A 26,257-nucleotide genomic window follows, 5' to 3' on the forward strand; every position below is an offset into this window, starting at 1 on the left:
TGCTCATACAATAGAACCTTTGTTAGTTGACTTCAGGATCGGGATCCTGCATTGGATACAGGTACCATTGGCGCCGGTAATTTCGAAGGAACCTTGGAGAGAATCGATCCTTTTACGCATGTTACGTAACCCATTCCCTTCGCCCAGTTCAGAGCCGGAAGGTATGCCTAAGCCGTAGTCATTGATCTCTATAAGTAGGTCATTGATCACATGCACATGAAGGCTTGCAGATCTTGCATTGGCGTGTTTTATAATGTTATGCAATGCTTCTTTCACAACGAGAAAGATATTCCGACGTTGCTCTGATGATAGTATTTGGTTCGGCCATGGCCCGGGGGCCACGATGGTGAGTTCCAAATTGTTCTCAACAGCATAATTGCGGGCATGGTTGCAGGTGTATACTACCAGATCTTCCACACTTGCTTGGTCGGTATTCATGGACCATATTATCTGGCGCATGCTCCCGATCAGCTCACCCGCTGTATCCGATAGCTTGATCAGCTGTTCTCTTTTCGAGGGATCCTTTTCAATGCGCAAGGCCATTTCACTGCGTAACTTCAATCCGGAAAGACCTGCGCCGAGATCGTCGTGGAGGTCACGTCCTATCTCTTCCCGTACGTGTAATTCCCTAATGAGCTGTTCTTGTTGGGCACGAACGGTTTCGCTTTCTGCCAACTTTCGCTTGTTGCGTTGACGTGAAGCGTTGGCGAAGAAAATAAACGTGATAACGGCTAGTATCAATACTCCTCCCAATAACCATACTTGTCGTTCGTAGCGCTCCTGATGAAGCACTTCCGCAATGCGGAACCGATCTGCTCTTTCTACTTCCAGGTCTTTGTCTGCTTTAAGAAGCTCGGCTTGTGTTGATAGTGCTTGGTTGGTGTTTCTTGCAGCGATCATGCTATCCAACGTGCGCCATTTATGTGTTTGGACCAATGCGTTCAAAGGCTCTCCCAATGCTTCGTATGCATGGGATGCCTGCCGTGCGAAACTGCGTTGCGTAGCACCACCAATTCCAGCTAGGTGCTCGCTTAAATAAGTGTTTGCCTTATCAAGTTCCTTTCGCGCTTCATTGTATTGTTCCAGTTTGATCAGTGCATTGCTTTTTCCTGATAGAGCATCCAATGCAACGTCGTGATCATTGGATGCACGTGAAGTGACCGCAGCCCGGTCATAATACACCAATGCGCTATCCGGCTGATCCGTTATTAAGCTCAAATTCCCCAAAGTCCACCACGCTACTGCTATGGCTCTTGGTGTTCCCGATCGTTCAGCAAGGGCCAGCGATCTGCGTATATGGAACTCAGCACTGTCCGAGTCGTCCACGGCCATTAAATAACTGCCTAGGTTTCCGTGGATATGGTGGAGTTCAGTAAGGGGATAGCGAGGCCTTGGATCGCGCGGAAACCACTGCAATGCTTTTTCCAGGAATGGTATGGCCAGCTGTCCATTCTGAATATTCTCGTGCAAAAGTCCTTTCATATTGAACACGTTGGCGATCAGTAGACTATCGTTCATCCGAAAGGCCAACGTTTCGGCAACATCCAAGTCGCGCATGGCTTCGTTGAAGAGGCCTTCGTAATACAGCACTTCTGCACGATAACTAAGCAAATAGTAGCGTTCTTCAATAGCTTCATCGTTCAGGTCGGAGAGCGCAGCTCCGATCAGGATCATGGCGCTATCGCCGTTGAAAATGTCCATTTGGTGCAGTACCTCAACCAATTTTTTGTTCAGCACGGCATCTGCGAAAGGAGCTGCTCGGGAAGCTGAGTTACCGGACTTCTGTTGCGCGAACAGATCACTAGGGCCGACCCAAAGACCAAGTATGATCGAAAGAACAATTCCAACTATCGTGTGCTCCAAGCTCTTCCTCATGTTATTATGGAATACTTGGCGTGGGTTTCGAAACGTGGACCATTTCAGTATCCAACGCAAGTTCTTCCATTCGGTAATGGTCACGTGTACTTTGGAGGTGGAGAGTGAGGAACACGAGCTGTAATATGATACACAAGTTTACGCTCCTTCTCTTTATCGCGCTCACGAATTGAATTTGTATCCACCTTAATAAGGCGTTTATGGGTACTGGTAGGAGCTGTATCGCCGAATTCTGATCCGGCTTTGGTACTGACACGCTCGGCCGTTTGAAAGGCGAGATTTATTATTGGATGCTTCCGGTCCAAAATGGAATGATGTTCGTTCAACCCGGATTATGCAGTTGGATTCGTTGCGAGGTCGAAAAGTGCAATGGCAGCAACACTTTCATCGAGTAGGAATAGCCTAAGCTATTCTGCCGAGAGGAAAGTGTCCGCCGTACGGCGGATTGCTGTCGCAGCGATTTATGGCCGTAGTAGAAGTTCAACTGCATATTCCGGGATCAAGCAACGGATATCGCTCGGTACGTGTCTTATTGGTTCAACCACCGGACATGCGCTACGTTCTACTTTTCGTTTTCTCGATCGCATTAGGGTCAGTTTCCGCGCAACAAGTGGATTGGCTCACGAGCGAACCAATAGCATACACTATGAACCCTGGCCTACCGGACCAGGTGCTTACTTCCGCACCGGGCTATCTCGTAGGTATGCGTCAGGCCTCTATCGAGTTCGTATACGGTCAGCATGCTTACGGTACAGTAATGCTCGAAGCTCTGGACCCGTCTACAGGAGCGCCGATCTGGTCTTGTTTTTTGTTCGATTCCGTAACCGTTTCAGCTTCCGTAGTAAGTGATGATGGCTTAGCCTATTTCGCGGGATCCTATATTGGAAATTTGGGTTTGTGTGAAGGGTCCACTCTTAGTGGTGTTCCTGGGCAAGACATTTGGAACGAGAATCATTTCTTGGTGGCAGTCGATCTAAATACCGGCTTTATTCAATGGGCTAGGAATATTTCCTTAGCTCATGAACAAGCGATCGACAATGCTTCCTTGGCTATTGACCCCAATGGCGACCTTTGGTATACCTTCTCTGAGTGGGGTCAGGCAAAAGTGATCCGAGTGGATGCGTTATTGGACGATGTGGAAGTGCGCGTCATTGATGGGGTTCGTGAGGTCGGCACGATCAGCTTCGATCCTTGGGGCGGCCTTTATGTAAGCGGTTCGTGCGATGATGGTCCCTTTGCGTTCGGTGGGCAGATCCATCCATTCGTAACGGGTTCGGGCTACCGCATGTTCGTGCTACGCTACAAGCCGGATGGTACGGCGGGTTTCGCGGAATTCGCGAGCGACATCACCTTCCAGAACCCCACTGTAGTAGCTGACAGAACGAGCCATGCGTACATTGCTGGTGCGGTGTTCGATACCACTTCCTGGGGTGGCATTCCCTTGAATGGTGCTGATTGGGTCTACGCCACGTTCTTGGCGAAGTTGGATAGCACAGGCCAGTTCCTTTGGGCTGTGGAAAGCGACCCACCGGGAGGAGGGATCGCCGGTGATATGGATCGCAGCAAGGGACCTTGCGTTGCCGTGGATGCGAACGACTACCCGTATCTCTTCGGTAATGTACGCGGCATGGTGGATTGGGGCAATGGTGTAGTAAGCAACGGCCTAACGCTCGGCGCGCAATCCTTATCAGTCGTCTCGTTCGCGCCCGATGGCCTCCCGCAATGGGCTGCCACCAGCAACCCCACCGGCTTTTTCCACAGCGCGCAAACGATCACCGCGCTGGCGGAGACCGATGCGGTCCATTTTGCAGGACACATCCAGGGTGAGTTCATGTTCACCCCACACACCACCGGTGCAGCGAGTACGCAATCCGCCATGGTGGGCCGCATTGGTGGGCTGAGCACTTCGGTGCAGGAGCCGCTCAACGCCGGAGTCCTTGTGGCTTGGCCGAATCCTGTGAGTGAAGTGCTTAACGTGGAGCTGAATGAGCTTCGTCCGGTCCGCGCGGATCTGTTCAATAGCGCTGGGCAACGGGTGCGATCGGTGGTTTTGCGATCCGGTCGCAATGCGATCGACGTGAGTGAATTCCCGGCCGGTGTCTACCTGTTACGATTGGCGGATGGAGTTGCTGTGCGCGTGGCAGTGGAGTGAACCAATAGGACGACCCCTATCATTCTATGTATTTAAGAAATACAGCGCGTACTACTATTTGATCAACTCAAAATTCAAGTACTTTGCTTTCCGCTCGTACTCCTCGAGAATGGCATTTCGTAATTCCGGACTGTTGGCCATCAACTCATACGTTTCCAGTTCACGTGCCTTTATTTGGGCATCGGTAACATCATCCTTTTTTAGTTCGGGTCTGAATGGTGCTACGTTCATCAAGAGTAGTTCCATTGCATCATCCATTGCCCAAATGGCCATGTAACAGAACGCGGCATGGTAAGGGTGGGCGACTGACCTGCTCAATTGCAGGACCTCGTTGATCCCCACACAGATATGGAACGAAGCAGTTCCATCAACACGGTGCAAGTAAAAGAAGTGTGCCGCGATCTTCATGGCACTATCGATGGGTAACGGTTCAACCATTTCGCGGTTTAGTGATCGCATGTACAACCGCTGGAATGCTGTGTCTGCTATCAATGTTGCATTCAACGAGGCACGGATCGCATTGGTATCGGGGAGCAAGGCCCGCAATTTCCATGTTTGGCCGTCAGCTTTAGAAAAATTGGAGAACAGATAATTGTTGAAGTTATATAGCGCGGTACATTTTTCATTGAGCTGCGTTGTGCCCGGCATACTGTCTGGTTCAAAATTGAGGTAGCTCTCCCCTTCGTATTCATAAACACTTAGGGTGAATCGATCGGTGAAGGGTAGGCTATTTTGGGCTGCTGAGTTTATGGGAATACTGCCTGTAAGAATGACGGCAAGTAGTAGGTACATCCAAGTTGATGTGCTTGATTTCATGAATGTAGTTTTGGTGCGATTGTAGGTTAATAGTACATGATCCCCGCGTGAGGGATAGCAGCGGCACCCCGCAACGTAGGGGCGCAAGACCTTGCGCCCTGAAGAGAGGAGTACAGCCCCGGCTCGTTGGCCGGGGTGAACTCCAAGCCCGTCTACGGTTGTTCCCTGAAGGCATTTTTCGTTCAGTTGTGAATGATCAGGGAACGATCGGGGGCACGCCCAAATATCGATCAATCCCTGCGTTGCTGCGCCTTTATTTCTGAGCGCACCTTGTACAACCGCTCGCTGAAGCCACCTTCTTTTTCGAAAGTACGTGCTTGGCTTTCCACTTGTTTGTCCAACAAGTGCATGGCGATCTTGCATAGTGTTTGCCCTGCATTGGCACTTATTTCGGCGTAGGCCCTGTCCTTTACCGTTAGTGGAGTACGTGCGGTGCGTGGTCCTTCCGGTGCAGCCAGTCTTTCGGCCTGTTCGCGTTCCCAAAGCATTTTGATCCAACGCGCTACCTCGTCGGCATTTGTGCAGCGTGCGTTGCTTAGTTCTTTACGGCGCGGGTCCATGGGTTCCCACACGGGCAGTTTGCGTTGCTCCAGAAATGATTCGTAATCCAGACGAAGTTCATCCAAACTGGCGCGGGCTACGCTTGTAAGGTTCAGTTCCAATTTTTTGGTGGTGGTGCTGATCTTGCTGCCCTCGGCAATGTTTCTTTCGCCGCTGCGGGCGGCTTGTTCCATTTGGTCTTTAGTACGGCTGCCGTTGGGTATGTGGCGGTCCACAAAGCGCACGGTAACCGAGTAGAGCAGCTTCGCCACTTGGTAGCTCTTCAGCTTTTCATACCCGCCGCTAGGTGGAATTATGGCAGAGTATTTAGGGTCGCCGCGTTGCATAGGTTCTAAGGTAAGGGTATGTTGGTCAAATGGACTTCAATGGACAGAAATGGACAAGCCTCCCTCTACCATCTTCCAAGGTCCATCTTCGTCCATTGAAGTCCTTTGTATTCCGTTCATTTTCTGATCGTCTGATCAGTATTGTCCGGGGAAAGTTAATCGATTGGCAAAAGAAAGGGGGCCGAAGCCCCCGATCATGTGTTAGGTTTCGGGTATCTGACATCCAAACCCCGTTCACATGGTCGAAAGTACTTTTTTTACCGGACAGCCGGTCATGTCTCAGCTACTTTCTTTGATTCCAAAGAGTGTTGTGAAAGAATTGGCATTGGAGTATGGAGCAGATCGATACTGCAAGAACTTCTTCGCTTATGACCACCTTGTTACGCTTTTGTTCAACTCCTTTACCCAGTGCGATTCCTTGCGTGCATTGATAAGCGGCATACAGGTGAACCAGCACAGGTTGCTACACTGGGGTTTGTTGCACACGCCTACACGTCGGCCGTCTGAATTTTTCGAAGCGCTATTTCATCGACTGCATCGATTACATATGGGGGGTTTACCGGACAGCCTACCGAAGAACAAACGGATGTTGGAACGGTTATTCATTATGGACTCAACCACTATAAGCTTGTTTACCGAGGCCATGCACGGTGCCGGGGGCTATGGTAAGAATGGTCGAAAAAAGGGCGGTGCCAAAGCCCATGTACTTATGCGTGCGCAAGAAGATGTACCCTGCTTCGTGCATATTACAGAGGCCAAGCGCAACAACAAAGTGATCTTCCCTTTGTTGAAACTACCTCCAGGCTCGATCATTGTACTGGACAAGGGATATAATAGCTATGCGCAATACCGCACATGGGGCCAAGATCAAGTCTCTTACATCACCCGGCTAAATGAGAACTCCATTATCCGAATAGAAGCTGATCGAGCGCTTTCCGACAATCAGAAAAAGCTAGGAGTGCTCGCCGACCAAATGGTTGAACTCTCGCGTTTGAGCAATCGTAAAACCATAAGACTCAAAGCGCGCGTTGTGCGATTCTACGATGCGGATAACAAACGCAAGTTCAATTTTTTGACCAACGACTTCGTTCATGCCCCGGCGACGATCGCCGCCTTATATAAGCGTCGTTGGCAGATCGAATTGCTCTTTAGACGGATCAAGCAGAGCAACCCTTTGAGGTACTTTCTTGGCGATACACCTAATGCGATCAAGATCCAGATCTGGTCCGCATTGATAGCGGACTTGTTGGTAAAAGTGATCAAGGACCGTGTGGAACGAGGTTCAAAACGCCGTTGGGCCTTTAGTAATATCAGTGCGATTATCCGTCAACACTTAGGCACCTACGTACACCTGATCCACTTTTTGCGCGAGCCTGATAAAGCCTTGCTCAAGTACAGGCCGCCGGATACTCCAAACAGACAATTACAACTTAACCTATGAATCAGGGGGCTTATCTTTTCACCCCGGATGATAGAACCACGTCAATCATAACATTCAACACAATAAAACACCGATCATTGGTTTTTACCGGACACCAGTGATCATCTGATCACGTCCTCCTATTCGCCAACAGCACCGGTGCTTGCCCATCGAACGGGTTGTCCATCCTTCCAATGCTCTTCGCATCCATCCCCGCCGCACGCATCACCACGCGATCACCAAAACGCTTGCGCACCTTGTCCATCGCTTGGTACAGGTTCATGGCCTCTTGCGTATCGGTGAATGCATCCATCTGGTGGCCGCCACCCACCAAGTGACTATAGCGCACACCGATCAAACGGATCCGCTGGCGACGGTCGTAGAGCGTGCGGAACAGCTCGTGGATCGAGGGTAGTATGATGTGGTCGCAGGCCGTGTATCCGATGCGTAGCTGCTTGGTGTGCGTGTTCATATCGGCGTAGCGGATCTTCACGGCGATGCAACTGGTGAGCTTGCTGCCTTTGCGCAGTTGGAAGGTGAGGCTCTCGGCCATGGCGGTGAGCAGTCCCTTCAGTTTCACCACGTCGATCGTGTCGCGTGAAAAAGTACGTTCGGTGCTGATGCTCTTGCGCTCGTGCCAAGCGATCACCGGGCTATTGTCGATGCCATTCGCCTTGCGCCATAGCACCGGGCCGTGCTCGCCGAGTAAGCGATACATCAGGTCCATCTGTAGCTCTTGCAATGTGTGGATCTTGGCCACGCCCATGCTGCGCAACAGGTGCGCCGTCTTGCCGCCAACGCCGGGAATGCGCTCTATCGGCATGGGTGCGAGGAAGGGCTTTTCGGTACCGCCTGGCACCTGTAGTTGTCCATCGGGCCGGTGCTTCGCTTCGCCGGTGGCCACCTTGCTCACGGTCTTGTTGATGCTCATTCCGAAACTGTTCGGCAGCCCGCTCTCTTTGATGATCCGTTGGCGCAGTTCGGTGGCCATCTTCCAACTGCCTTGGAAACGGTCGGTGCCGCTCAGGTCGGCGTAGAACTCGTCCACGCTGCTCTTCTCGAACAGCGGTACATGCGCGCGGATGATCTCGGTGACCTCATCGCTCTTTCGCAGGTAGGCCCCGCTATCGCCACGCAGAATGATCGCCTCCGGGCAGAGCTGTTTGGCCATCTTCATGGGCATGGCGCTGCGCACACCGAACGTGCGGGCCTCATAGCTGCAGCTCGCCACCACGCCGCGATCGCTATCGCTACCAATTAGCACAGGCCGGCCGATCAGCTTCGGCTCGCGCAGGCGTTCCACGCTAACGAAGAAGGTATTGAGGTCCAGATGGAGGATCGTTCGTTCCATAGCGTCGGGGCGCATCATGATGCGCCCTTACAGGTCAAGGGTGGTATTTCTCCCTCTCCATGGGCGCTGTTCGAGCGAAGCCGAGAACGAGGGCTGGGGTGAGGGGCATTCCCATTTTCTGATCATCTGATCTTCTAATTGTTTGACCTGTTCATTGCCAATATATCCGTCATGTTGCGGTCAGTAAATTAGTCACTACATTTGTCATGTCAAGTAATCAGTCAGTAGAATGTTAGAAACTTTGTCAAGTAATAATGTGCTGTTGGAGCCTGCTACGGCATACTCCATCACCCCGCCAGATGCGGCGATTGCGGCCAAAGTCCACGTCATTCGCGGGCAGAAGGTGATGTTGGATCGCGACTTGGCGGAATTGTATGGTGTAGAGACCAAGCAACTAAAACGACAAGTTCGCAGGAACATGGGACGTTTTCCCTTGGATTTCATGTTCGAGTTGACCAATGAAGAAGCTCAACGTTCAAGGAGCCAATTTGGCACCTTGAAACAAGGAGAGAACATAAAGTATCTGCCCATGGCCTTTACAGAACAAGGTGTTGCCATGCTAAGCAGTGTTTTGGGTAGTGAGCAGGCCATCTTGGTCAACATCCACATTATTCGCATTTTCACCCGTATGCGGGAGGCGCTTCTTTCGAACAAGGATATCCTACAAAAGCTGGAAAGGCTGGAAGAACAAGTAGTGGGTCACGATGGTGAGATCCAAGAGCTGTTCGATCACCTGACCGAGATGATCGCACCGCCAGAAGCACCGAGAAAGTCCATTGGTTTCAAACCTTATGACGCATGAATGCGACCAACGAAATACACCTGAAAGAGCAGCCACCTGTGCACCGGCCAAAAGCATCGATGCTTGTGGTGGAAAAGCCGGAGCCGTACAAACGGATCATGGTGTCCGAACCCATTGCCACCTATGGTCTAAAGGCGCTGACCGATAACCTGATCACGGAGAAGGTCCGCTTTATTCGCGGTCAGAAGGTTATGCTGGACCGCGATCTGGCGGAGTTGTATGGTGTCGAGGTTAAGCGCCTCAAGGAGCAAGTGCGTCGGAACATGGATCGGTTCCCAGAAGCATTCATGTTCGAATTGACACTGGAAGAGGCAGAAAATTCAAGGTCGCATTTTGCGACCTTGAAACAGGGCGAGAACATCAAATACCTGCCTTTCGCCTTCACAGAGCACGGTATCCTAATGGCGGCCAACGTGCTCAAGAGCAAGCCAGCCATCTCTGTGAGCATACGCATCATTGACCTCTTCGTGCGCATGCGTGAAGTTTTAATGGCACACAAGGATATTCTACTTCGGTTGGAGCAATTGGAGAAAGGGGTAGGAGACAACAGGGCAGACATCCAAGCGATGTTTCACCACCTGAAGAAGCTCCTCACCGAACCCGCTGGACCGCGCACGCGGATCGGCTACAAAACCGATGAAGCATGAATGCATTGACCCACGCTAACAGCTCTCTCATATACTCAAATGGGAAAGTGTCCGCATTTCCATTTTCTAATTCGTTACCCCGGAGAGCGCGAAGCGGTAATCCGGGGCTAATTTTCTGATCATCTGATCGATAATCCCAAAACACCATGATAACCAACCCCGTCTTCGGAGCAAACATCAAGCTCCTCCGCTCACGCCGCGGTCGTTCCCAAGAAGAAACCGCCGTCGGCCTCGATGTTAAACGCAGTAGCTACAGCGGCTACGAAAATGGCACTGCAGAGCCGTCGTTCGATCTGCTTTTACGCTTGAGTGAATACTTCAAGATCAGCGTGGACAAGTTGCTCAAGGATGACCTCACGGCATTGAGCGAAAGCCAGCTCGGCATATTGGAGCGTGGCGGTGATCTCGACCTTAGTGGTAAGCGCCTGCGCGTATTGGCAACCACAGTGAATAGCGAAGATCGCGAGAATGTGGAACTGGTGCCGGAGAAAGCGAAGGCCGGTTATGCGTTGGGCTATGCCGATCCGGAATACATAAGCATACTGCCCACTTTCCAGATGCCATTCTTGGCACGCGATCGCAAGTACCGCACCTTCCAGATCAGCGGCGATAGCATGCCACCCGTTGCTGATGGGTCCTGGGTTACCGGCGAGTACGTACAGAACTGGCAGACCATCCGCGATGGGCAACCATACATCGTTGTCACCAAGGATGATGGTATCGTTTTCAAGGTACTTTACAACAAGCTGAAGGAGAATGGCAACCTTCTTCTGTGCAGCACCAACCCATTGTATGTACCCTATGAAGTGCCGATCAACAACGTATTGGAGATCTGGAAGTTCGTTCACTTCATCAGTGCGGAACTACCCGAGCCAAATCTTTCCCGTGACGAACTTACACGTAGCGTGCAGGATCTGCGCAAAGAGGTGAGCCAATTGCGTCTGGCCATGGAGCAGCAGGGTAGGTTGGCGTTGTAATGACGTAATTCCGGGTTCAGTACAGGAACGATCGGCGTTCTACTTCAAGGTCATTGAATGCCGCAGCCGATCTGTTTCATGCACCAATGAATAACCCAGGTCGCTGTCACTCTTTCTTGAACAATTCTTCCGCATGCGTAAATGCTTTGAATTCAATCGCATTGCCCTCTGGGTCTTCGATGAACATACTCATTTGTTCCCCCATTTTTCCTTTCATCACTATCCGTGGTTCCATGAAAAAGGTGATCCCCAGTTTGGTGAATTTATCACGCAGTTTCTTCCAGTCCGCCATGCCTAGTACAATACCCCAGTGGTTGGCAGGCACGCTACTTTTTGGGTTGTAGATCCTAGCGATCTTGGTCAATTTAGGTACCTCCTGAACGGTCAATTGGTGTCCGAAGAAATCATAATCCACCCAAGTCTCTGCGCTACGCCCCTCAGTGCAGCCAAGGAATTTTCCGTAGAAGGCTCTTATGCGTTTCAGGTCAGTGGTAGCAAACGCAAGATGAAATTGGCTGTTCATGTTGAATGAGTATTGCGGTAACCAAAATTAAGCGGAATTAGGCCATGAGGATCGGATGGTCAAAAAGAGAAGGGGCTGTCTCGAAAGGGATGGCCCCTTCTTGTTTTGATGGGGATTGGATGTGGTGCTGATTCAGAGACCTACCAGATCGGGATTATTTGCGGCCTTGCCCGTGTAAAGGACAGGACCGAACCCAAGGCACTTTTTAGACGTTCCTCAGCCCTTTTTTGAAGGATCCTGACCAACTTCTTCAGGTTGATCGCAGTTGCAAGTAGTCCGGTTTCCAAGGCGACTTTGTCGAGTCCCCTTAGCATGAACCGGGTGAAGCCTTTGTTCTGCTTGAGGTTACCGAAGGCCGATTCCACTTCCACCGGTCTAGCGCTTCGGTGCATTAGACCTTCTTCGCTGGTGAGCTTTTCTCGGGCTTGGGCTTTAAGTTCGTTAAGCCGATGGTTCACTTCGATGATCCGGTTACCCTTGGCCTTGTGGCAAACACCATTCATGGGGCATGTGGCGCAGTTGCTTGCTTGGTAGCGCGATACGGTTTGCACATACCCGGCCTTTGTTGTTGAGCGCTGGTCACCGATATGCCGCATGGGCTGGCCTATGGGGCAGGTATACTCGTTCCTTGCAGCGTTGTAGTGGAGTCTGTTTTGTACAAAGGGGTGTTTTTCCCAGTAGCTCTTTTGTTGTTCACGGTGGAAGTAGTTGTACTTCACAAAAGCCTCCACGCCCTCGCCTTCCAAGTATTCGTAATTCTGCTCCGAGCCATAGCTCCGCCATGCGGCGGACCACAGCCGCTTGGGGCAGTTTGCCCAACTGGGCTTGTAGTTCCTTGTAGTGGGGGATCAGTGTCTTGGTGTCGGTGGTGTCCTGATGTAGGCTGTAGTGTATGATGAACTGGTTCTGGGTGCTCCATTGCACGTTGTAGCCGGCCTTGAGTTGTCCGTTGCCCATGTGGTCGTCCTTCATGCGCATGAAGGTGGCTCCGCGATCGGTCTTCGAGTAGCTACCGCGCTCGCCCAAGATGGACTCTTGCATCTTGTACTTGCGCACGTTGTCCGGCCAGTTCCTCTTGGCGTAAGAGAGCTTTTGCTTGGTCTTCGGATCGATCTTCTTGTCCTTGAGCGCGGCGTTGATCGCATCAATGGTCTGGGCCACTTTCTTCGGGTCGAGTTCTTCCATCTCACCGGGGTCATCGCCCTGTAGTTCTTCAGCGGCTACTCCTTGGGTGTAGTTCCAGAGCTCCTCCAACTGGGCTTTCATTTTCTTCTTGTTGGTGGCAATGCTCTTGGCCCAAACGAAGGTGTACTTATTGGCATTGGCCTCGATCTTGGTGCCATCGGTGTACACTGCTTTGAGATTCACATGACCCGCTTCCATCAACAACAGAACCACTTGGCTGAACACTTCTTTGATGTGGTTCTTGAGCCGCTGGGCACGGAACCGATTGACCGTGTGGTGATCCGGACGCTTCATCCCGGCAAGCCACATGAAATGGATGTTCTCCTGGATCGCTGCCTCGATCTTACGCGAGGAGTAGATGTTGTTCAGGTAAGCATAGACCAATACCTTGAGCAACATACGCGGGTGGTAACTAGAGGTGCCGCCACCCTTGTACGTGTCGGCCAGCGAACCGATGTCGATCTGGTCGATAACCGAACCAACTACACGTACGGCATGTGTCTTTGAGATGAGTTCTTCCAACGATGGTGGCAAGAGCATCGCTTGACTCGGGTCGTAGTCCTTGAACACGACTTTTCTTTGTGAAGCCATGCCCGAAGGTCGATCACCCAAAACGAGTTGTCAAGATCAACTTCCAACGGCTTTTCAATAAAATGAAAAGGGCTGCCTCTTTTGAGACAGCCCCATCAAATTCATTGGGGTCCTACAGTAATACTTCCCCGAACAAAAACACTACCAAAAGTAGCTTATCTGGTCAATCCTCGTCGTCGTCATCGTCATCCTCGTCCGGTGCGTCGTTGTCATTATTGTCATCGTCGTCGTCGTTCTCCAGATCATCGGTAACATCATCTCCAATATCATCGTCCGGCACATCACCATCTTCATTGTCCAGGTACTCGTCGATCTCCGCACGGCTTTCGGGGTTGATCTTGATCAAGTACATGGCATCGGCAGTGTGCAGTTCGATCACGCGCAGCATTTCTCCCTTGGCAGTGGGAACTGTCTTGATGTGCGAACTGTCGATCCCGTCCGGGAACTGGACCTGAAGTTTTTCCTTGAGTTCATCGGTCAAGGTGGCGAAGGAGCGTATGAGTCGTTGCATGGTGCGGGGGGCTACATATCCAATACGTATGCAAATATCAGTGGTGCAACTATAGTTGCGTCACTTTCTATGATGAATTTAGGAGTTCCAATGTCCAACTTTCCCCATGTGATCTTCTCGTTGGGTACTGCACCACTATAACTTCCGTAGCTGGTGGTGCTATCACTTATCTGGCAGAAATAGCTCCAGAATGGGGTTTCGCGTTGAAGGTCTTGTTGCAACATGGGAACAACACAGATCGGGAAATCGCCTGCAATGCCTCCCCCGATCTGGAAAAAGCCAATGCCATCATCACCGCAATTGTTGGTATACCAATCGGCTAAGAACATCATGTACTCGATCCCGCTTTTCATCATACCGGGTTTACAGTCCCCGACCATGCAGTGACCTGCAAAAATGTTACCCAACGTACTGTCTTCCCATCCTGGGCATATGATAGGGATATTGCGCTCTGCGGCTGCAACCATCCAACTGTTCTTCGGGTCGATCTGGTAGTACTGCTTCAGTACGCCACTGTTGATCATCTCGTAGAAATACTGATGTGGGAAACGACGGTTTCCGCTTTTATCATCGGCGGTCCAAAGGTCCACTACGTGTTTTTCCAATCGGCGGAAAGCTTCGTGTTCGGGTATGCATGTATCCGTAACGCGATTCATGCCACGATCCAAAAGTGCACGCTCCTCTGTTGGTGTTAGATCGCGATAATGTGGTACGCGCTCGTAATGGTCGTGTGCTACAAGGTTCATCACGTCCTCCTCCAAATTGGCACCTGTACAACTGATAATATCCACTTTCCCTTGGCGTATCATTTCTGCGAATGTCTTTCCCAATTCGGCGGTACTCATGGCGCCAGCTAGGGTCACCATCATTTTTCGGCCTTGGGCCAAGTGGGTCTTATATCCTTTTGCGGCGTCCACGAGAGCAGCTGCATTGAAATGCAGGTAGTTGTTCTCCATGAAATCAGAAAGGGGGCGTTTGCTACTCATGTTTCAGGTGCCAATATTATGGCAAAGTCGTTCTGGTTGGAAGGCAAGATGCATAAAAAGAAGGTTCGGCTAAGTTATGATCCGAAAAAAGAAAAGAAACATGAGCAATCCACTGGTTCCGACCAATGATCCGCATACATCCGCAGAACATGGAGCACCGCACATCCATTATTCAATGTACCCCAACAATTGAAGCATCCGCTCGGCTGATTGGCGTTCGGCAAAAACACGATCGACCAGCGTTCCATCCTCTACCCGATCGATCAATACATGCTTTGGTTTTGGGATCAGACAATGTTGAATGCCTCCAAAACCACCAAGCGTGTCCTGGTAAGCACCGGTATTGAAGTAGCCTATGTACTGTTTTCTATCTTCCTGATACTTGGGCATGTAGATCGCGTTGATATGCTGTTCGCTGTTATAATAATCATCGCTATCGCAGGTCATGCCGCCAAGAAAGACGCGTTCGTATTCGTCGTTCCAGTTGTTCACGGGTAGCATGATGAACCGTTTGCTGATCGCCCACGTATCCGGTAGGGTCGTCATGAAGCTTCCATCGATCATGTTCCACCGTTCCTTTTCATTCTGTTTTTTCTGATATACAACGCTGAAGAAAGTTGCGCCACTATCACTGACCGTAAAACTCCCGAATTCACTCCAGATATCAGGTTCTGCAACACGGTTCTCGTGGCATACATCCTTGATACGCCCTACGATCTCTCCTATCATATACTCCACATCAAAATTGAAGTTCAAGCTGTTCTTGATCGGCAGGCCACCACCAATATCCAAGGTGTCCAACGTCGGGCAAAGCTTCTTCAGATCGCAGTAGACGTTCACGCACTTGCTCAGTTCGTTCCAATAATATGCCGTATCCGTTATACCGGTATTGATGAAGAAGTGCATCAACTTCAGCTTGAATTTCTTCTGCTTGCTAACATTACGCATGTAGAAGGGAATGATATCCTTGTACCCGATGCCTAGGCGACTGGTGTAGAATTCGAACTTTGGCGCCTCTTCTGCAGCAATGCGGATGCCGATATCGCAGGTGCCTTCGATCACTTCATCGAGCATGTACATTTCTGCCATGTTGTCGATGATCGGCACAACATTATATCCCCTGTTCACCAACGAGCCTATACCCTTGATATAAGCTTCATCCTTGAATCCGTTACATAGGATCTTTGAGTCCTTTGTAATGCGACCACGCGAGATGAGCACCTCGATCATTTCAAGATCGTAGGCGCTGCTTGTTTCGAGATCAACGCCTTTTTTCAGTACTTTATCAACAACGTAGCTGAAGTGATTACTCTTCGTGCAATAGAAGTACTTATACGTACCGTTGTAATCGTGCGTTTTCAACGCTTTGGCGAAACATTCACGTGCAAGATCGATCTTCTCGCCGATCTTGGGTAACCACGTAATACGCAATGGTGAGCCATGTTTTTCCAAGATGTCCATCAAAGGCAGGTCATTCCAGACCAGATCATCACCGTTGAGCTTGAATTCGTCTTTTGGAAAGTCGAAGGTTTGTTCGATCAGGTCGATATAGCGGGTCTTCATAGCGCTTTTACGCGAAGAGGTTTGGAATGGAATATGGTTGCTTGTTCACCATGAACTCAGCATGCACATTGCTGCGTTGCCTGAATGGATCGAACTCAGCAGAAGTAGACGTAGGGTTGTTCAGGAACCGGAGAACGGATGCATAAAAGTGCACTATCCGGATATGAACGCGCACTAACATCAGCGGAAACCGTGGGAAATGAAACGCGCGCAATAGCTACCGATCCCAAACAGATCGGAGGAGTTTTTGCATTTCGCAAGAAAGGTGAAGCGTTCCATTGGTGCCGTACAAAGTAAAAGCAGAGAACAACGCAAGCGGCCAAAAGCAGAAAATTTCTCACAACCACCCTTTCCGCCGGAACCAATACAGCATAGCCAGAGAAAGAAGGAGCATAACGATCAGAATGATCGGATAGCCCATTGGAGCCTCCAATTCAGGCATATATTTGAAATTCATGCCATACACTCCGACGATGAAGGTCAGTGGTATGAAAATGGTACTGATCACCGTTAGAAGCTTCATGACCTGTGACAAACGTGCATTCAGTTGGGCATGATAGGTATTTTCCAAATTGGACAACATATCGCGGAACATACCAATGCTCTCGGCGATATACACGGTGTGGTCCTGTAGGTCGCTCACATACCTGCGTGTACCCTTATCGATCAGCGCGGATTGGATAGTGCTGAACCGGCCGGCCAGTTCTCGTGTAGGAAGGACATAGCGATTGATCGTGATCAGAAGACCACGGAGTTCTTGAAGTTCCAATAGGCTTTGGTTGTCAGGTTTGGCCAGGATCTTTTTTTCTAGCCGTTCGATCCGATCGCCGATCCCATCCACTATGGTGAAGTAATTATCCACGATCACATCCAATAATGCGTACAGCAGGTAGTCCGGTCCTTTTCGCCTTAATCTGCCTAACCCGTTGCGCAATCGTTCACGCACTGGGTCAAGTATATCGCCAGGATGTTCTTGTAAGCTAAGAACGTAATCCTTACCTATAACGAAACTGATCTGCTCCACCTCAAGATCATTCGAGACAGGATCAATGGAAAGCATTTTGGCAACTACGAACAGATGGTCCTGGAACTCCTCGATCGTGGGTCTATGCTCGGTATTCAGAATATCCTCTAGCAACAAAGCGTGGAGACCGAAACGTTCACCAAGCGCTTTTATGAGTTCCACGTCCGCAAGTCCATCGGCATCTATCCAAGTGATCTTTGCCGAGCTGATCTCCGGTAGATCCTCGATACGCGTGGCGGTCAATTCTTTACAGGTCTCCGTGTTATAGGAGAACACCTTCATCACCGTGTTGCTGTTTGTTTCGTCACTCACTGAAATGAGTGAACCCGGTGAGAGACCTTTCTTCTCACTACGCTTCCTTACCATCAAGTTCAGGTTTGACATACGGGTTGTAGCTCACGTAATGGGTATAAGGTACCGCAACAGGCAAATGGATCGCCGCGAAGCGTTTCAGGACCCGTTCCTGAAGATCATACCTCATCATGCGAGCAAGCACGGGGTCCATTGCCCATACGTAGGCCCGCATTAGAATGAATCCGTTACTCACTTCCGCAACACGTACCTGAACCTCTGGCTCACCGGCTTTTTTCTCATCAGGTGTGCGCCGATCGATCTGATGGTCGTGTGCCATGGCTTCTTCTTGAATGATCTGCCGGGCCATATCAATATCCGCATCCATCGCGATCGGGATCTCTACGTATTGGCAGGTGGCTTCATCACGAATGCTACTGTTGACGATCCTTTCTTCGCTAAGGATGGAATTCGGGATCACGACGCGTCTATTCTCGAATGTAACTAAGGTGGTGTGCCGAAGATTTATGTCCTCCACCATTCCGAAGAAACCTTGTGAGCCGGCTTGGATCACATCACCCACACGAAATGGTTTGAATGCTACGATAAAGACACCACTGATGATATCGCTGAATGCCTTTTGTGCAGCAAAACCGAGGATGGCCACGAGGATACCAGCACCTGCGAACAAGGTGAAAGCGAAGGATCGAAGGGAAGGAACAGCGTATACGATCGCGAAGAATGCGCTGATCACTACCACAGTTCTAACGGCATTCCGTAGGAACCGGTATTGTGTGAATTCATTACGCCCTTTCGCCTTTCTGCGAGCGTAACCACGTCGTAGGATCAAATAGATCAGCCGTTCCACCAGCCAAGCTGCACCAAGGATCGCGATGATCTTCAGCAGCAAAAGCAGGTCCATGCCCAACGTATGCAGCAATTGTACGATACGACCTGGCTCCTCCGGAATAATTGAAGGGGGGACTTGTGGCATGCAGCGAAACTACTCGGGGTATACCTTGAGAAGTAGGTGTTCGCCAATGAGTTGTGAGAAGGCGAATGTCAGATCCAGTAACGATCTGGCAACCGCCGATCACCCTTCGACCAAGCGTAGGTCCATGTGCGTTACGCTACCCGCTGCAATGATCTCTGGATCCTTACCGGCATTGAATACTTTCATATCCTTACCCACAAGCGTACACTGACCATTTTTTACATGGAGCAATGAACCTTCGCGCAGACCTGCTACCGTACTTTTTGGGTTCGTTGCTAAATACTCCGCAATTCGTTGATCCCGAGATTCACCGCCATGACCGGGTATGGTCGCTTCGGTATAATGCGGATTGATCTGGAACGGTACCAAGTGTAACGCACGCATGGAGGGTGGCTCAACGATTGGCATGTCATTGGTGGTCATAATGCTCGGACATGCAACATTGCTGCCTGCACTCCATCCAATATACGGTAGTCCATTCTTTACGCGGTTTCCTATGGCCTTCAGAAGACCTGTGCGGTAAAGCGTTTGCAACAGCAGGAAACTATTTCCACCGCCGATCACAACTGCATCTGCATTATCCAACGCGGAGATAGGATTTTTTTCATGATGAAGGCTGAATAGTTCAACCCCGAATTCGCCGAAGATCGGTACAACTTTTTCAGCATAATTATCTCGCTGTTCTTCTACCGCAGCGTATGGCACGAAAGCAACGCGTTCTCGACCTTTCACAAATTCCTGGACATGGGTCTTCGGCCACTCAAAGAACGGTGTGCCGGGAAGTGTAGAGTTGGAGAGGAGTAATAGTTCCATTCAATTCATTATTCGATCACGTTGCCATCGATGATCAGTTCAAGTTTCTGCGGTGTGCCATCGGTCGTAAGCGTTATCCGTCTTCTCAATGGTCCGGGTCGCGTGCGTCCGGTGTAGATCAGTTCCACGTTAGCAGAGTCACCTGGGGGAACAACTACCGGTAATGTACCGATCTGCATACAATCACATTCCGATCGCGCTGAACTAATGTGCAAAGGAAGCGGTCCAGAGTTCGTGATCGGGACCGAAAAACGTTCCTCCACTCCTTGTCGAACGGTTCCAACATCAAAGAAAAGTGATAGCGGTTCGTTTGAAGGGGGGGATCGCGATACGTTGATACGTTCGATCTCAATACGTCGTTCATGAGCTGCATTTACGCTGTATACGGAATGTTCAAGGTCGCTAAGGTCATCGCTAACTCCCTGGGCAGAACGGTCTTCACCAAAGGGCAATTGGCGTATGCGAAGAATGCCACCACTAGTTGACGTACTATCCATATACGGTCTCAAACTTCCTTGCAGTGCAATACGAAGTTGATTTCGTAGGCTTTCAATTCGACGTGTCGATAAATTAACGTTGTAATCGTTCCGAGCAAGCGGGCTGGCATGCCCGCGAACATCAAGCGTAATGCTCTCGCCTTGGCGCAGTGCCACTTCCAAGGCCGTTACCAATTCATTCAGCCTGGAATATCCAATATCCACTTCCTCAATGAAGAAACGCTCTGTCAATTTTTCATCGGTTCCATTCCGAGAATATTCCGGAACCCTTTTCTTGTATTCATCATAGGTAGCGCCGTATGTATGAGAGGTGGTCGTTGCCCATGATCTCGGTTCCGGTTGGTCATTATCGAAATAAAGTTTGATCGGGAATTGGTCCACAATATCGCGTAGCGCTGCAACAGTCGTACTGCTGGTGATAGGAGTAGTGTCAGTAGGGATAGATGTGACCATGATCGTGGTATCGACCATTTCGAGTTGAGGTGGATCAACAAGAACCTGTACTTCGATCTTATAGATGTCGTTACAGCACGTTTCGCCCTTCGCGGCCAAGGACCCTTTTCGGTTGCTCGTAAGAAAGGCTACACCAGTCTTCTGGTCGAAAGAAGGGTACAGATCGTTCGCTGGGCTGTTCCATGGAGTTTCCGCATTGACCGGTGCTAGGTATTCATGTCCATCCCACATCGAACTAAAGAGGTCATATCCCCCTAGACCAGGAAGAAAATCGGAACTGAACCAAAGCATGTTCTTATCTGCAATGAACCAAGGTGTACGCTCATTACCCGGCGTATTTATTGAGGCTCCAAGCGGCTTGGGGTCTTTCACTTCACCATTAGTGAACACGGCATTCCAGATGTCGAATTCTCCTTGGCCTCCAACAGCATTGCTTGCGAAGAACAGGGTCTCACTTCCATTCAGCATCGCTAACATGGGTTGCGTATTCGTCGCTTCTACAGGTAGCCCTTTGAGCGGGTGAATGTCCGTCACAACGTCGTTGATAATTGTACCAACGTGAATGCTACAGGTTGATGGCTGACCGCATCTGGTAAAGAGGACATACTTTCCATTCATGGACCATGTTACGTTTGCATTATCGCCATCGGTATTCATAGGTTCATTGAGGACTTCGAAGGTCTGAACTGATTCAGGGTCCGTTGTTATTCGAACGATGGTGGTCTTGTACAATACCGTGTCCTGTATTTCACCTTCGGCATTAACATCCCCACGTAATGTCGAGAAATAGAGTTTGCCATCCGGCCCGTTCAATGCGGCGAATTCAGCACTGTAGCTATTGATGGGCTCGGGAAGATGCTGGATCACATCCGTGGGTTGAAGGCTGTCAAAGCGTGCTGCCAATTCTATTCCTAACAACGCATTTTTGGCACGCATGGAAAGCACCGAATCGTCATTTTTCTCTTTGCGCAATAGTTTCTTCCATGTGGTTGCGGCCTCTTTATACTGTGCGTCACAAAGCAGCATTTCGCCCAGCCAGCGCAGCGCCTCAGTGTAAGTGCGTCCTTGATCTTTGCGATACACCTTATCGTAAAGCATGTGCGCCTTGTCGTATTGATTGCTCATGCGGCATGCTTCTGCTTGCTTCCATTGTAAGGCCATACGACCAGGGTCAGCGATCAATGCGCCATCATAATACCGCGATGCACCATAGTATTCGCCTTTCGAAAAAGCAGCGTCGCCCCACGCGGTCCATTGGTCCACCGATTGTGCGTTGGAATGCATAGCCATAAGCAACCCCAAGACGCATACTATCTTATGAAAGCAGTGCACCATCTTCATAGTTGAGCCGGACATGCCTTGTATCGAACGGGCACTGGAGGATATTTTTTGAAGATCCGGATCACGGATATCTCGATCCCACCTCGGTTCCGACTAGCAGGAACGAGATCACTGGTATTGATGTCATAGGATAAACCAAAGGTCCAATCATCGTACTCGAATCCAGCGTAGAGATATCCTGCATCCGCTGCGCGATAGTGCCCTCCAAATTGCAATGCGCGCTTAAGACCGAACTTGTCGAGGAGAATGTAACGAAGGTTCGCACCAAGATCCAGCTCCTCGTATGCACCTTGTCTCATGTATCGTGCCATCGGTAGCACGTCCAATTTCGTAGTGACAGGGAATTGGGTGATCACGTGAACGGCTGCTCTTCGATCCAATGGTACACCGGGCTCACCCAAGAATCCGATGTTCGGTGTTGTAAGGTTGAATAGGCCCAACCCGACCTGGGTCAATTGGCGATCATTAGGTGCATAGCGATAGACCATTCCTGCGTTCAGGTCAGGATGGAACATGGAAGAGCGTGAGAATTGTTCTCCGGTCGCACGTGAAGGATCATATTGGAATCCATTGTATTGTGCATCGAAAGAGAGTGCGCTATTATCCAGGCTAAGTGATGTGAATCCGCCTTGTAATCCGGTGATCAACACACTATTTCCGGATCGGCCAAGTCGCAATGAATAGCTGGCACCTACGCTTAAATGAAATTGCTGTAACCGGCTATCTCCCGCTCGGTCGTTGAATGCCCATGCTCCAAGCCCAAGTCCCTTTATGCCAAATATGTTCGCTGCATCACCGCCCAACGCGAATGTTCGATAGGGAACAGTTACGGCACGCCATTGCTGTCGGAAAAGTGTGTTCAATCGGTAATTGCCTTTGAACGCACCGATGGATCCTGGTCCAAGCGCAAGTGGTGTGTTGAAGAACTGCGAGAAATGGATGTCCTGCGAGAACACACTTGCAGTAATGAAAAGGATCAATGCAATTGACAGCCCGAATGCAATGAAAGACTGCTTCACTATGTCTCGGATCCGCATCATCGCACTACGGAGACATTTCCTTTGGTGAAGTAGCGCTGCCCATCCTTACAAAAGGCTGTCAGGTGGTAGACGAAAACAGCCGGGTCCGCTGGTTTTCCGTTGAACGTTCCGTCCCATCCAACGGTCTTGTCAGTTGTCGCGAAAACTTTTTCTCCCCAACGATCAAAGACCATGAACTCCAAGTGATCGATCGGAATTCCGCGCACATAGAGTGTATCGTTAATGCCATCACCGTTCGGAGTGAATGTGTTTGGTACGAAAATGTCGGGTTCGTCGCAAACAAGTTCCAACACTTTGATGGTCACAGATGCATCGCGTGTGCATATTCCGTCACTAACGGTAACGGTGTAAGTGGTCGTCGTATTCACCAAAGCTGTCGGTGATGAAGTGAACGGATCGTCCAAGCCTGTTGAAGGAGTCCAGCTATAGGTAACGCCATTGGATGGCGTAGCATATAATTCTACCGTAGAACCGGCAAGTACTGTTGTTTCAGACGCACTTGCTGATACACTATTGCCATTGATAGGGGAGACGTTAACGGCGATAGTGCTGGACCAGTTGCAGCCGGAAGGAGTGAATACGTCAACACCGTAAACAGCATTGTCCGTCGGTGCCACACTAACGTTCGCGGTTCCCTGTCCGGAGATGATATCGGAAAAAGGCTCCCATGAGAATGAGGCATTGGATGCCGCGCCGGAAACCAATAAATGTGCAGTATCCGAAGCGCATAGCAACGAGTCGCCGAGCAACGCGATCCGGGCATTCGGTATCGAAACGGAAATGCTATCCAACACCGTGCAGGAATTGGAACTACTCGCCTGGATATAGTACGTACCCTCGATCGCTGGAGAAATGGTTGCTGTACTATCGGACGTAGTTGCATTCAGCATATTCATGAGATCCGGATCAGAGGACCAAATAAAGCTGGACGCTGTTCCATAACTATTCGCGAGCAGATCGATACTTGCAACCGGACCACAGATCACGGTATCATTTAAAGCTTGCAATGTTGGGATAGGATCCGCGATCGTGATCGTCCGTTGCACCATGTCCTGCGCGTTGCATGCGTTGGGGTCGTATGCCGTGAGGGTGATCGTGTACGTACCCGTACTCGCATAGGTATGGGTCGGAGAAGGAAGGGTAGAGGTGGACAGATCCCCGAGATCCCAGAGGTAGGACGTGCCGTTACTAAGATTGGTCAGTGTTGTTACATAAGGCCCACAGATCGTATCCGGCGCTAAGAAGGATGCGATCACCAAGGGTGCGTCGAAATCGAACTTCAGAACTCCGTTGTTACATCCACCACTGTTGTTCGTAGCGCTCCACGCCCCAGGGGTAGTAGGGAAATCGCTATTGCCTTGGCATCCCGCACATACCGATTGGTATACGCGTCCACGTCTATCGAATCGACTGGTGCCTCCATCGACATGTTCCGGACTAAGTGATCCGCCATAATAGGTTGCATAGGTCAATCCCGCCATATTGATATCGAATACTGCGAGGTAGAGATCATGCCCATCCGTGGTTGCTTGATGCGCATCAGTTGTTACAGGCAGACCGGCAGTTGTAAGCCCACCGCCAAGCCCACCGTTATTACTTCCCCATCCGCTTGTATAGATCTTATCGCAGACATCCACGAGAAATGCGGTTGGGGAAATATCGGGCGTTCCATCTCCTGCACCTATTCGAGAACAAAATTGTAATGCACTCAGATCCGGATCCAGTTTTGTAACGAATTGACCGCCGCCAAGTACATTATATGGAGCGTTGAAGCTGAGTGCTCCGGATGCCGCTGAGGTTTGCCCGAACAAATAGATCGCGTCAGCGCCATCCTGGTCCAGGAAATAGGCCTGGTCATAAGCCGCACTACCCCAGTAGGTCAATCTGTCTATCGCATCACCGTTTACCGTGAATCGTGCAACGAATGCATCCGCATTTCCACCATTGAACGTCCCGTTCAGAGCAGTGGATGAAACGTTGAGGTCCGTGCTTGTGGTGCCGCCACATACGTAAAGCCTGTCCTGCGTATCCACCGTTCCATTGTAAGCAGCTTCAGCTCCTGATCCCCCGATATAACTGGCATATAAAAGTTGATCCAAGTTGGGCGAGAGTCGCGCTACATAACCGTCGTGTGATCCACCTGCAAAGCCGGATTGAGCAGCTCCTATGGTTATCGGCATATCCGAACTCTCCGTGCAGCTCACGATCCAAACATCATTCGCACTGTTCAACAACACTTCACCACGTACTTCATCGGCATAATTGAACTTCAACGCAGTCGCAGAATTCAATCCATCATTGTTGGATCCGCCGAGAAACGTAGAACCCAGAATTGCCGAACCGGTTGAGTTCAGTTTGGTAACCACCATATCGCACCCAGTGGGATAGGTAAGTCCGAGGCCGGCCGGTGTAAATGCTGTACCTCCCCCGAATGAATTATCAAAGGCACCAGAACTAGTGGGGTAATCTGCTGATGCGGATGTGCCGAGTAGTACCAGTTGGTCGTACTGGTCAACGATAAGACTATGTGGCATTTCCGCAGCGGCTCCACCGATATAAGTGCTCCAGATCAAAAAAGTTCCGGTCGTATCATATTTGGTTACTGCAATATCCGTTGCACCTCCATGCCAATTGGTCTGATACGCTCCCATGGTGATAGGATATTGTGCGCCGAAAGCTGTGCTTCCCGCATATAAAAATCCAGCTGCATCGAAGGATGCGGTGTATCCAAAATTATTACTGAACGAACCAGAGTATGTTGCGAAGGATAGTTCTGGATCAATGATCAATGCATGCTGGTCATCGTACATTTCAGGGACGATGCCGATGACCCCATCATTCAAAGTGTATGCACACATGATGGTTCTTCGCTCTCCGTTGATGTCCTGATAGGCCAATGGTATGCGTTCGACCAAACGTCCAAGCGAAGTTGAAATGATCAGCGAACCATTTCTTAATTCAATTCCTGAAGCCCCTTCATACGTGAATTTTATCGCACTTGGATCCCACCCTGGATGAACGATCAGGTCATATTTCAAGCCAGATCGACCTTCGTAGAATTGGGCATCGCAACCGGGGGCAACACGCTCCATGGTAACAGCCGCAAAGGGCCGTGCATTTGATCCCCATCGGGACGGGTCGTTCCCTAGGAAATAGTTGGTCCGTCCGGAAAGAGGTCGCTCGGAACGTGGAATTGACAATGTATCGGCACCTAAAAAGCGCAATCGGACTGCGTGGTGCTGCAACCGCAAGTTCGGGTCGGCATTTACGTTGGCGTGTTGCGCTACAAGTGCTTCAGCATCGTACCTATCGATCACAATGCTTCCGCGTTCGCAGTAGAAATAAGCATCCGCCATTTCGGCCCGGTGCGTAACGGCATTTGGCCATTGTCCCTTATTCTCGATGAAGCGCAGTGTCTGCTGCGCGTGGATCGGATGCAGGAATAATGTGCAAATGAAAAGGCTAAAGAATGGACGAAGGCATAGCGTCATCGTCTACGAAAGTAGTGGTAACGCGAT

General features: G+C 50.2%; 20 protein-coding genes and 1 pseudogene. 5 read left to right on the forward strand and 16 right to left on the reverse strand.

Annotated features, from left to right (window positions below; genetic code table 11):
• Nucleotides 1-3: 3 nt before the first annotated feature.
• Nucleotides 4-1,875 carry a hypothetical protein gene (locus tag IPF95_11730; protein ID MBK6475357.1) on the reverse strand — a complete coding sequence of 624 codons (1,872 nt, stop codon included), beginning with the start codon at nucleotides 1,873-1,875 and terminating at the stop codon, nucleotides 4-6.
• A gap of 550 nt (nucleotides 1,876-2,425) precedes the next feature.
• Here IPF95_11730 and IPF95_11735 point away from each other — a divergent pair.
• A complete protein-coding gene (locus IPF95_11735; GenBank protein ID MBK6475358.1) occupies nucleotides 2,426-4,027 on the forward strand; it encodes a T9SS type A sorting domain-containing protein in 1,602 nt (533 codons plus the stop codon).
• 54 nt (nucleotides 4,028-4,081) lie between these two features.
• Here the strand turns inward: IPF95_11735 and IPF95_11740 are convergent, their stop codons facing one another.
• Complete coding sequence (locus IPF95_11740; protein ID MBK6475359.1) at nucleotides 4,082-4,843, reverse strand: hypothetical protein; 762 nt, start codon at nucleotides 4,841-4,843, stop codon at nucleotides 4,082-4,084.
• Between the two features lie 230 nt (nucleotides 4,844-5,073).
• Nucleotides 5,074-5,730 carry a four helix bundle protein gene (locus tag IPF95_11745; protein ID MBK6475360.1) on the reverse strand — a complete coding sequence of 219 codons (657 nt, stop codon included), beginning with the start codon at nucleotides 5,728-5,730 and terminating at the stop codon, nucleotides 5,074-5,076.
• Nucleotides 5,731-5,968: 238 nt separating this feature from the next.
• Here IPF95_11745 and IPF95_11750 point away from each other — a divergent pair, with 238 nt between their 5' ends.
• Nucleotides 5,969-7,171 carry an IS4 family transposase gene (locus tag IPF95_11750; GenBank protein MBK6475361.1) on the forward strand — a complete coding sequence of 401 codons (1,203 nt, stop codon included), beginning with the start codon at nucleotides 5,969-5,971 and terminating at the stop codon, nucleotides 7,169-7,171.
• A 109-nt stretch (nucleotides 7,172-7,280) separates the two neighbouring features.
• On the opposite strand, the gene dinB is transcribed toward IPF95_11750, so the two are convergent.
• Nucleotides 7,281-8,501 carry a DNA polymerase IV gene (dinB, locus tag IPF95_11755; GenBank protein MBK6475362.1) on the reverse strand — a complete coding sequence of 407 codons (1,221 nt, stop codon included), beginning with the start codon at nucleotides 8,499-8,501 and terminating at the stop codon, nucleotides 7,281-7,283.
• A gap of 229 nt (nucleotides 8,502-8,730) precedes the next feature.
• Here dinB and IPF95_11760 point away from each other — a divergent pair, with 229 nt between their 5' ends.
• From IPF95_11760 to IPF95_11770, 3 genes are all read left to right on the forward strand, one after another.
• Nucleotides 8,731-9,303: an ORF6N domain-containing protein gene (locus IPF95_11760; GenBank protein ID MBK6475363.1), complete on the forward strand. Its 573-nt coding sequence runs from the start codon at nucleotides 8,731-8,733 to the stop codon at nucleotides 9,301-9,303.
• A 98-nt stretch (nucleotides 9,304-9,401) separates the two neighbouring features.
• The gene (locus IPF95_11765; protein MBK6475364.1) at nucleotides 9,402-9,950 is read left to right on the forward strand and encodes an ORF6N domain-containing protein; all 549 of its coding nucleotides are present in this window, start codon (nucleotides 9,402-9,404) and stop codon (nucleotides 9,948-9,950) included.
• A gap of 146 nt (nucleotides 9,951-10,096) precedes the next feature.
• The gene (locus IPF95_11770) at nucleotides 10,097-10,927 is read left to right on the forward strand and encodes a LexA family transcriptional regulator (GenBank protein ID MBK6475365.1); all 831 of its coding nucleotides are present in this window, start codon (nucleotides 10,097-10,099) and stop codon (nucleotides 10,925-10,927) included.
• 106 nt (nucleotides 10,928-11,033) lie between these two features.
• Here IPF95_11770 and IPF95_11775 read toward each other — a convergent pair whose 3' ends face one another.
• The 12 genes and pseudogenes from IPF95_11775 to IPF95_11830 form a co-directional block, all read right to left on the reverse strand.
• On the reverse strand, nucleotides 11,034-11,450 hold the full coding sequence (locus tag IPF95_11775; protein ID MBK6475366.1) for a VOC family protein: 417 nt from the start codon (nucleotides 11,448-11,450) through the stop codon (nucleotides 11,034-11,036).
• A 245-nt stretch (nucleotides 11,451-11,695) separates the two neighbouring features.
• A pseudogene (locus tag IPF95_11780) lies at nucleotides 11,696-13,226 on the reverse strand (IS1182 family transposase).
• Nucleotides 13,227-13,389: 163 nt separating this feature from the next.
• A complete protein-coding gene (locus IPF95_11785) occupies nucleotides 13,390-13,737 on the reverse strand; it encodes a DNA primase (GenBank protein ID MBK6475367.1) in 348 nt (115 codons plus the stop codon).
• Nucleotides 13,738-13,748: 11 nt separating this feature from the next.
• Nucleotides 13,749-14,723: a deoxyhypusine synthase family protein gene (locus tag IPF95_11790; protein MBK6475368.1), complete on the reverse strand. Its 975-nt coding sequence runs from the start codon at nucleotides 14,721-14,723 to the stop codon at nucleotides 13,749-13,751.
• A gap of 168 nt (nucleotides 14,724-14,891) precedes the next feature.
• Nucleotides 14,892-16,286 carry an arginine decarboxylase gene (locus IPF95_11795; protein ID MBK6475369.1) on the reverse strand — a complete coding sequence of 465 codons (1,395 nt, stop codon included), beginning with the start codon at nucleotides 16,284-16,286 and terminating at the stop codon, nucleotides 14,892-14,894.
• 7 nt (nucleotides 16,287-16,293) lie between these two features.
• The gene (locus IPF95_11800) at nucleotides 16,294-16,467 is read right to left on the reverse strand and encodes a hypothetical protein (GenBank protein ID MBK6475370.1); all 174 of its coding nucleotides are present in this window, start codon (nucleotides 16,465-16,467) and stop codon (nucleotides 16,294-16,296) included.
• Nucleotides 16,468-16,623: 156 nt separating this feature from the next.
• Nucleotides 16,624-17,676 carry a magnesium/cobalt transporter CorA gene (corA, locus tag IPF95_11805; protein ID MBK6475371.1) on the reverse strand — a complete coding sequence of 351 codons (1,053 nt, stop codon included), beginning with the start codon at nucleotides 17,674-17,676 and terminating at the stop codon, nucleotides 16,624-16,626.
• The gene (locus IPF95_11810) at nucleotides 17,660-18,595 is read right to left on the reverse strand and encodes a mechanosensitive ion channel (GenBank protein MBK6475372.1); all 936 of its coding nucleotides are present in this window, start codon (nucleotides 18,593-18,595) and stop codon (nucleotides 17,660-17,662) included. The genes corA and IPF95_11810 overlap by 17 nt, the downstream gene beginning before the upstream one ends.
• Nucleotides 18,596-18,694: 99 nt before the next feature.
• Entirely contained in the window at nucleotides 18,695-19,408 is a 714-nt protein-coding gene (pepE, locus tag IPF95_11815; protein ID MBK6475373.1) for a dipeptidase PepE, read from the reverse strand.
• A gap of 8 nt (nucleotides 19,409-19,416) precedes the next feature.
• Nucleotides 19,417-21,648: a DUF1573 domain-containing protein gene (locus IPF95_11820; protein ID MBK6475374.1), complete on the reverse strand. Its 2,232-nt coding sequence runs from the start codon at nucleotides 21,646-21,648 to the stop codon at nucleotides 19,417-19,419.
• 47 nt (nucleotides 21,649-21,695) lie between these two features.
• Nucleotides 21,696-22,739: a PorP/SprF family type IX secretion system membrane protein gene (locus tag IPF95_11825; protein MBK6475375.1), complete on the reverse strand. Its 1,044-nt coding sequence runs from the start codon at nucleotides 22,737-22,739 to the stop codon at nucleotides 21,696-21,698.
• Nucleotides 22,736-26,230, reverse strand: a complete 3,495-nt coding sequence (locus IPF95_11830; protein MBK6475376.1) for a gliding motility-associated C-terminal domain-containing protein — start codon at nucleotides 26,228-26,230, stop codon at nucleotides 22,736-22,738. The genes IPF95_11825 and IPF95_11830 overlap by 4 nt, the downstream gene beginning before the upstream one ends.
• Between the last annotated feature and the right edge of the window lie 27 nt (nucleotides 26,231-26,257).

It is taken from the genome of Flavobacteriales bacterium (assembly GCA_016704485.1).
Taxonomy (GTDB): Bacteria; Bacteroidota; Bacteroidia; order Flavobacteriales_F; family PHOS-HE28; genus PHOS-HE28.